The 6,991-nt window shown below is 69.1% G+C and carries 6 protein-coding genes; 5 read left to right on the top strand and 1 reads right to left on the bottom strand.

Features of this window, described 5'->3' with window-relative positions:
- From AAF430_23330 to AAF430_23310, 5 genes are all read left to right on the top strand, one after another.
- On the top strand, window positions 1-191 hold a 191-nt coding region (locus AAF430_23330; GenBank protein ID MEM7413182.1), incomplete at its 5' end, for an acyl-CoA dehydrogenase family protein.
- A gap of 95 nt (window positions 192-286) precedes the next feature.
- On the top strand, window positions 287-1,435 hold the full coding sequence (locus tag AAF430_23325) for an acyl-CoA dehydrogenase family protein (protein ID MEM7413181.1): 1,149 nt from the start codon (window positions 287-289) through the stop codon (window positions 1,433-1,435).
- 73 nt (window positions 1,436-1,508) lie between these two features.
- Window positions 1,509-3,038, top strand: a complete 1,530-nt coding sequence (locus AAF430_23320; protein MEM7413180.1) for a hypothetical protein — start codon at window positions 1,509-1,511, stop codon at window positions 3,036-3,038.
- A gap of 16 nt (window positions 3,039-3,054) precedes the next feature.
- Window positions 3,055-3,702, top strand: a complete 648-nt coding sequence (locus tag AAF430_23315) for a DUF2867 domain-containing protein (GenBank protein MEM7413179.1) — start codon at window positions 3,055-3,057, stop codon at window positions 3,700-3,702.
- Between the two features lie 66 nt (window positions 3,703-3,768).
- Window positions 3,769-4,416, top strand: a complete 648-nt coding sequence (locus tag AAF430_23310; protein ID MEM7413178.1) for a methyltransferase domain-containing protein — start codon at window positions 3,769-3,771, stop codon at window positions 4,414-4,416.
- Window positions 4,417-4,426: 10 nt separating this feature from the next.
- Here AAF430_23310 and AAF430_23305 read toward each other — a convergent pair whose 3' ends face one another.
- Complete coding sequence (locus tag AAF430_23305) at window positions 4,427-6,880, bottom strand: ATP-binding protein (protein ID MEM7413177.1); 2,454 nt, start codon at window positions 6,878-6,880, stop codon at window positions 4,427-4,429.
- Window positions 6,881-6,991 lie beyond the last annotated feature (111 nt).

Here is a 6,991-nt window from a genome sequence, read left to right as displayed (position 1 = left end):
CCGAGCTCGCGATGGACGCGATGGGGCACGGCGCTCTGGGCTGGTTCGATTCGCCGGAAGAGGCGCTGCCCGAGCACGAGCGCTGGGTGGCTTCGCAGTTCAACTACCTGCGGGCAGCCACGATCTACGGCGGATCCAACGAGATCCAGAAGAACATCATCTCGAAGCACATCCTGGGTCTGCCCAGCTAACCCGACTTCGCTCGCCTTCGGCTCGCTGCGCGTCGAATCACTCTTGAGCGAGTGATCGGCTTGCGGTTGCGGAGCTTCGGGCTTGGAGACATGCCATGAATTTCGATCTGACCGAAGAACAACAGATGCTGGTCGACACGGTCGCCCAGTTCGTGAAGAACGACTCGAATACCGAGCGTTTCCGCAAGCTGCGCGAGATCGAGCGCGGCTGGGATCCGGAGATGTGGGAGCGGATGGGCGAGATGGGCTGGCTGTCCGTGCCCTTCCCCGAGGAGCAGGGCGGCTTCGGTGGCCGCTTCGTCGATCTCGCCTTGATCCTCGAGCAGCTGGGCCGGGGCCTGGTGCCCGAGCCGGTGATCGCCTCGGTTGTGCTCGCGGGTGGGCTGATCAGCCGCCTCGGCACCGACGAGCAGCGCAACCAGTTCCTCGCGCCGATGATCGAGGGGCGCACCAGCCTGGCCTTCGCCTACGCGGAGCGCCAGAGCCGCTACGACCTGTCCGACTGCCTCACCACCGCCGACAAGACCGACGGCGGCTATGTGCTGCGCGGCCAGAAGCTGTGGGTGCTGAACGGCCACGCGGCCGACCAGATCGTGGTGCTGGCCCGCACGTCGGGCGGCCAGAACGACGATGCCGGCCTGTCGCTCTTCATCGTCGACGGCAACGCAGCGGGCCTGTCGCGAACGGCAGTGAACGGCATGGACGGCCAGCGCACCGGGCTCCTCGAGTTCGATTCGCTCGAGGTCGGGGCCGATCGGCTGCTCGGGACCGAGGGCGATGCGCTCTCCCACGTCGAGTGGGTGGTCGACCGCGGCGCCGCAGCGGCCTGTGCCGAGGGCCAGGGTGCGATCCAGGAGCTCTTCGACCGCACGGTTGCGTACCTGAAGGAGCGCAAGCAGTTCGACGTACCGATCGGCAGCTTCCAGGCGCTGCAGCACCGCGCCGCCGACATGTTCGCCGAAACGGAGCTGTGTCGCGGCACGATGCTGGCGGCGGCGATCCAGGCCGACAACGACAACGCGATCGAGCGCAAGGCCGATATCTCCGCGGCCAAGGTGCAGCTCACGAAGGGCGGCTGGTACGTGCAGGAGAACGCCATCCAGCTCTTCGGCGGCATCGGCGTGACCGACGAGCAGGACGAAGGCCTGTTCTTCAAGAGGGTGCGCGTCCTGCAGGGGCTGTTCGGCGACGCCGATCACCACATCGACCGCTACCACCAGCTGGACGGCTTCGAAGCGTCTTAGCGACCCACCTCTCGGCTCGAGGCGGGGCCACGCGCTGGCCCCGCCTCTGCCGATCGAGGACACTCCTCCGGCGATGGGTCCCCGGAGTTGGCTTTCCGCGCCGCTGGCCATTCCGGCAGCACTCAGCGCCCTGCTGCTCGGCGCTATCGCGCTCGACCTTTCCCCCCTGCTGCGCGGCCCCGCGCCCTACCCGCCCGAGTGGCGCTGGGGCTTTCGCTCCGAACCGATGGGACCTCTGAGCGGGCTGGCACTCATGGCGGGAGCGGCCCTGGTGGCCCTGCTCGCCGGCGTTTCCACGCGAGCGCTGTCGCGAACACGAGCCCTGGGTGCCCTCGCCGTCGCAACGCTCCTCGGATGGCTCTACCAGCTGGGACTCGTACAGATGGCGGACGCCGCGTCGCTACCGGTCTCGCTCGCCGTGCGCACCACGAGCCCCTGGTACACCGGGTACTTCGGCGTCGCCGCCTCGGGGCTCGCTGCCGATCCTCTCGTGTTTCTGCGGCAACACGCCGAAATCCTGCCGACGCTCGTCGGGCACATGGAGCACGTGCCCACCCACCCGCCGGGCGCCGTGCTCTTCTTCCGCGCGGTCCTCGGTTTCTGTCAGGCCTTCCCAGGCGTCGCCGAAGCCCTGGTCGCGCTCTATGGAGAAGGGCGCAACGCCATCCCTCCCGCGCTCCTGCGCGAGGGCGCCGCCATCCCGGCGGCTGCGCTGCTCGCCCCCGGACTGCTGGCCCTGGTCGCAGCGGCCACCGCGTTCCCGGTGGCGCTCCTCGCGCGACAGCTCGGCGCCGACCGCGGTGTCGCCGTCGCGATCGGGGTGCTCTGGACGCTGCTCCCGGCGCCTAGCCTGTTCGTGCCTCAACTCGACCAGCTCGTCACCGCGAGCTGTGCCGTCGCCGTGGCGGGCTTCCTCACCGCGGCCCGGTGCGATCTCGCAGCGAAACGCTTCGGTGTCGCGGGGTTCGCCGGGCTCGCGGCGGGAGCCGCGATCTTCCTGTCCTACGGCAGTGCCATCTACATCGCGCTGGGAGGCCTCTGGGCCGCAGCCGTGGCCTGCGACGAGAAGAGCGCGCTGCCGCGCGTCGCCGGTGCGATCGCGGCGAGCGTCGTCGCGGCGCTCCTGTTCCAGAGCGTTCCGGTGTCGCTGGGGCACGACCCGGTCGCTTCTTTCGAAGCCTCGATGGCCACCCACTTCGGCGTCTACACCTCGAAGCGCAGCTACCCCCTCTGGACCGTTTTCAACCTCTGGGACCTGTCGGTGTTCCTGACGGTGCCCGTCGTGTGGGCGTGGGGCCAGCGGCTCCGCGCGAGCGCGGCGCAGCTGCGCTCGCAGGGGGTGTGGGGCGCGGATGCGCGCGGCGCCCGCAGCGCTTGCGCCGCCCTCGGGCTCTTGCTGCTCCTCGACGTGTCAGGGCTGGTGCGGGGCGAGATCGGCCGGAGCTGGATGCCGATGATGCCCATGCTCCTCGCCGCCGCCCTTGCCGGTCCCGCCGCGTGGGACACCGCGCGCGGACTGCGACTGTCCGCGGGTCATGCGGCGGGGCTCGGCGCCTTGCTGGTGACCACGGGCTTCGTCTTGCGCATCTCCTGGAGCCTGTAGCTCGGAGGAACTTCCCATGCGTTGCCAGAACGAAGATCACCTGCGACGCGACTGGCGCGTTCGCGCCCTCGCCCCCGACTTCGACCTCCTCGACGTCTGGCGTTTCCCCGTCGAGATCGAGCCGGAGGTGCCCTTCGCGTCCTTCGTGGACTTCTTGCGGCACGCGTTGCAACAGAGCGGTGACGGCAAAGGGGCCGCGGCACGGCTCTTCCAGTTGCGGGCCTGGTTGGGCGAACGCTTCGGCTGGGACGACGAGGCGGTCCGTCACCCGATCCCGGGTTGCGAAGAGACCTCAGTGTGCGAGCGGATCCCTGCACAAGACCGCCAGGAGTTCGCGCCTCTCGAGATGGCGGGTCCGGCCGTCGAAGCCTTCGAGCCCGTCTATGAAGACCCGGACGAAATCCTGCTCGAGCTCTCGAACGCCACCGTGCATGCACTGCTGCATCTCGGCAGGGATCCACTCGAGTCGACGCAGGGCACGGACGGACGCTGGGCGCCACTGATGGCCGTGTACGCGAAACCTCGCGGCTTCTTGGGCCGGGCGTACATGGCGGCGATCGGGCCCTTTCGACACGGCATCGTCTACCCGAGCCTGATGCGCCGCGTACGGAGCGCCTGGCCTCGCTACCTGGCCCAGCATCCCTCGGCGTCCGGCTCCGACTAGGCGCAGGTCCGCCCCGAGAAGCCCGTCGACTCAAGGGATTTGGCGGTTCCGCCGATGCGCGAGGGGATGTCTCGAGCACCCACCGGCGCGAAGCTCCACCTCGGTTGCGGAACCCGCGCACCCGCAGGCTGGACGAACGTCGACGGCGCCATCGGCGCTCGCTTGGCGCGCCTGGCGCCCTGGCGTTGGCTCCAGCGTCACCTGGGTTGGGTGGACCTCGATTGGCCTTCGGATCTCACGATCCATGACCTGCGCAAGCCGTTCCCCTGGCGCGACGGATCGGCCCAGTGCATCTACAGCAGCCACACCCTCGAGCACCTCGACCGCGAACAGGGGCGTCGCTTTCTGAACGAGTGCGCACGGGTGCTCGCGCCCGGTGGCGTGCTCCGGATCGTCGTTCCCGATCTCGCCGTGTTTCTCGGGCGACTCGAGAAGGGCGAGCTGCGTGCGGTCGAACTCCTCGACCAGCTCGACGTACAGACCTCGCGTGCATCGGATCCGTGGTGGAAAGCGTTGCTCGCGCCCTACTTCCGCTTTCCCCACCGCTGCATGTACGACACCGCCTGCCTGATCGACGCGTTCGCGGAGGCCGGGCTCCAGGGAGAAGCCGCCCTGCCCTTCGTCTCCGGAATCGCCGACATCGACGCCGTCGAGACGGCAGAGCGCACGCGCGACAGTGTGATCGTCGAGGCGCAAAAACCGTCGGCGAACTAGCCGCCGACGCTCAGAGCTCGAAGAGCGGCTGGGCCACGCCGTCGGAGCCCAATGCCCAGGGCGTCCAGACCAGCCGGATCGGCTCGACGGCCAGGTCGCCCTTGCGCGGGCGCAGCGGGCGCGCGTCGACGTCGAAGGAGGTGGCGTCGGGTGTCGCTTCGAGTTCGGTGATCTCGTCCTCGAACTCGGCTTCGAGCGCGCGCAGCTTCTCCTCGATTGCCTCCAGATCGGCCATCGCGCGCTCGACGTCTTCCTTCTCCTTCGCGATCCGCGTCCCTCGGCGCAGGGTCGTCCCGACGCGGCTCGCGGTTCCGGTGCTCAGCGCCTTGCGTCCGAAGAGCGCACCGATCACCGCCGTACCCGCCGAGATCCAGGTGCTCTGCTTCTGCGCTTCCACCTGGGCTTCTTCGCGTCCGATCTTCTCTTCGGCCCGGCGACGGCGGTCTTCGAGACGCGCGAGCTTCGGCTGGTAGCGCTTGCGCAGCTTCTCCACCGCGAGGTCGCGCTTCTCGCGAGAGAGTTCAACGAGCCGCGTGCGAAACTCACCCTCGCTCTCCGGCGGTTCCGACCAGGCCCTCATCGGCTTGCAGTACCAGAGCGGCAGGGTGTGGTCGCGATACACGGCCGACTTGAGGCGCTTCTCCCAGCTGCCGAAGCGCTTCTTCTGCGCTGCGCCCTTCGGCAGTGCGGCGAAACTCGCCTCCTCTTCGCCTTCCGGCGAGAGGGTGGGTGCGGCACCGTCGACCGTCGTGGCCTTCGTCCACGGGTCGGCGGGCGCACTCGCACCGTCGAGGAGAGCGAGCAGCGTCTTCTGCCCCCAGACGTCGATCCCGCGACTGGCATTCGCGAAGTGCAGCTGGGCGCTCGAGAGCACCGCCGGCCGGTAGAGCAGCGAAGCGCCAGCGGGCATCGGTTTCATCACGTCGAGGAAGCCCTGGGGCACGTCCGGCGGCACCACGGGCCGGGCGTTCTCCGCCTGGGCGCGGGGCTTATCGGGGGCCGGAGCGGTGGGCGTCGCAAGCTCGGCATCCTGCGCGGCGGCCGGCGGCGACGTTTCCTGCAGCTCCTTGATCTGAGCGCGGGTGAGCGGCCCGCGCAGGTACGACATCGCCCAGCGCGTGTGAAAGAGAACGGGGCCGTCGTCGTGAACATTGTTCATCAGAAAGACGCGGCTCGAGAGCCCCGAGAGCGTCGCCTCGGTCCGCGCGCGATCGAAGCCAGCGCCGGTCGTCGCCGCTGCGCCTTCGAGCCCATCGAGCACGCGCGCCTTGTCGCGCTCGGTCTGCAGGCGCCCCAGGAACCAGGTGCCCGTATTCGACAGGCCCTTGTAGTCGAGGTCGACCGGGTTCTGGGTGGCGAGCACGCAACCCAGCCCGTACGCCCGCGCCTGCTTCAGCAGGGTCAGCATCGGAATCTTCGAGGGCGGGTTCGCCGTCGGGGGGAAGTAACCGAACACCTCGTCCATGTAGAGAAGAGCGCGCAGGCTCGAGGTGCCCGCCTGGGTTCGCATCCACGCCACCACTTCGTTGAGCAACAGGGTCACGAAGAACATGCGCTCGGGATCCGAGAGGTGGGCAATCGAGAGGATGCTGACGCGCGGCTTGCCGTCGGGTCCGTGGAGCAGGCGCTTCACGTCGAGGGGCTCGCCCTCCATCCAGCTCGCGAAGTCGGGCGAAGCGAGCAGGTTGTTGAGGGTCATCGCGAGTTCGAAGCGATCCCCGGGCGGGTAGAAGCTCTCGAGGTCGAGCACGCCGACGCGGTCGAAGGGAGGCTTCTGGATCTCGCCGATCAGCGCCGCGAGGTCGAGGTTCCGCCCCTCGCGCCAGGCTCGATCGAGGATGTTCGAGAGCAGGATGTGCTCGCGGCTGCGGATCGGGTCGGCCTCGATGCCGAGCAGCGCGAGCAGGCCCGAGACCGCGGCGCGGATGCGCTCGCGGAGCGCGTCGCTGTCTTCGCGCAGGGCGGGCGGCGGCGCGTCGAAGGAGCGCAGCACCGAGAGCGGCAGCCCGGCGCTCGAGCCGGGCGTGTAGATCGCGAAGTCGGCGGCGGCGCGCAGGCGTTCGATCCGCTTGCCGTCCTGACCCCAGGAGGCCAGGCCTTCGCGCCACTTCTTCGCCGTGGCGTCGGCGTACTCGTCCGGGTTCATGCCCTTGCGAGTCGCCTCGCCGGGATCGACCCAGGGCCGGAAGTCGGCCGGCGCGAGCTTCGGGAAGGTGAGCAGAAGATTCGCGATATCGCCCTTCGGATCGATCGCGATCGCCGGGATGCCGTCGAGGGCGGCCTCCTCGAGCAGGGAGAGGCACAGACCCGTCTTCCCCGAACCCGTCATGCCCACGCAGACGGCGTGAGTGGTGAGGTCCTTGGCGTCATAGAGGAGCGTCTGCTCGGAGACCCGGTTGTTCGCGCCGTCGTAGACGCGGCCGAGGTAGAAGGCTCCGAGTTTCTCGAAATCGGGTAGCGACACGGTCGCACTCCTCTTCGCGTGGGCCGCGGATTCTACCGTGGGTCGGCGAGAATCCTGTGCGCAGCGTTGGGCATCGCCCCAGACGGCGCGGGCCCCGGGGAGCATTCACTC

This window comes from Myxococcota bacterium, assembly GCA_039030075.1.
Lineage (GTDB): Bacteria > Myxococcota_A > UBA9160 > UBA9160 > SMWR01 > JAHEJV01.
The sequence above is the reverse complement of the archived record's forward strand: the minus strand, read 5'-3'. Positions and strand labels throughout refer to the sequence as shown.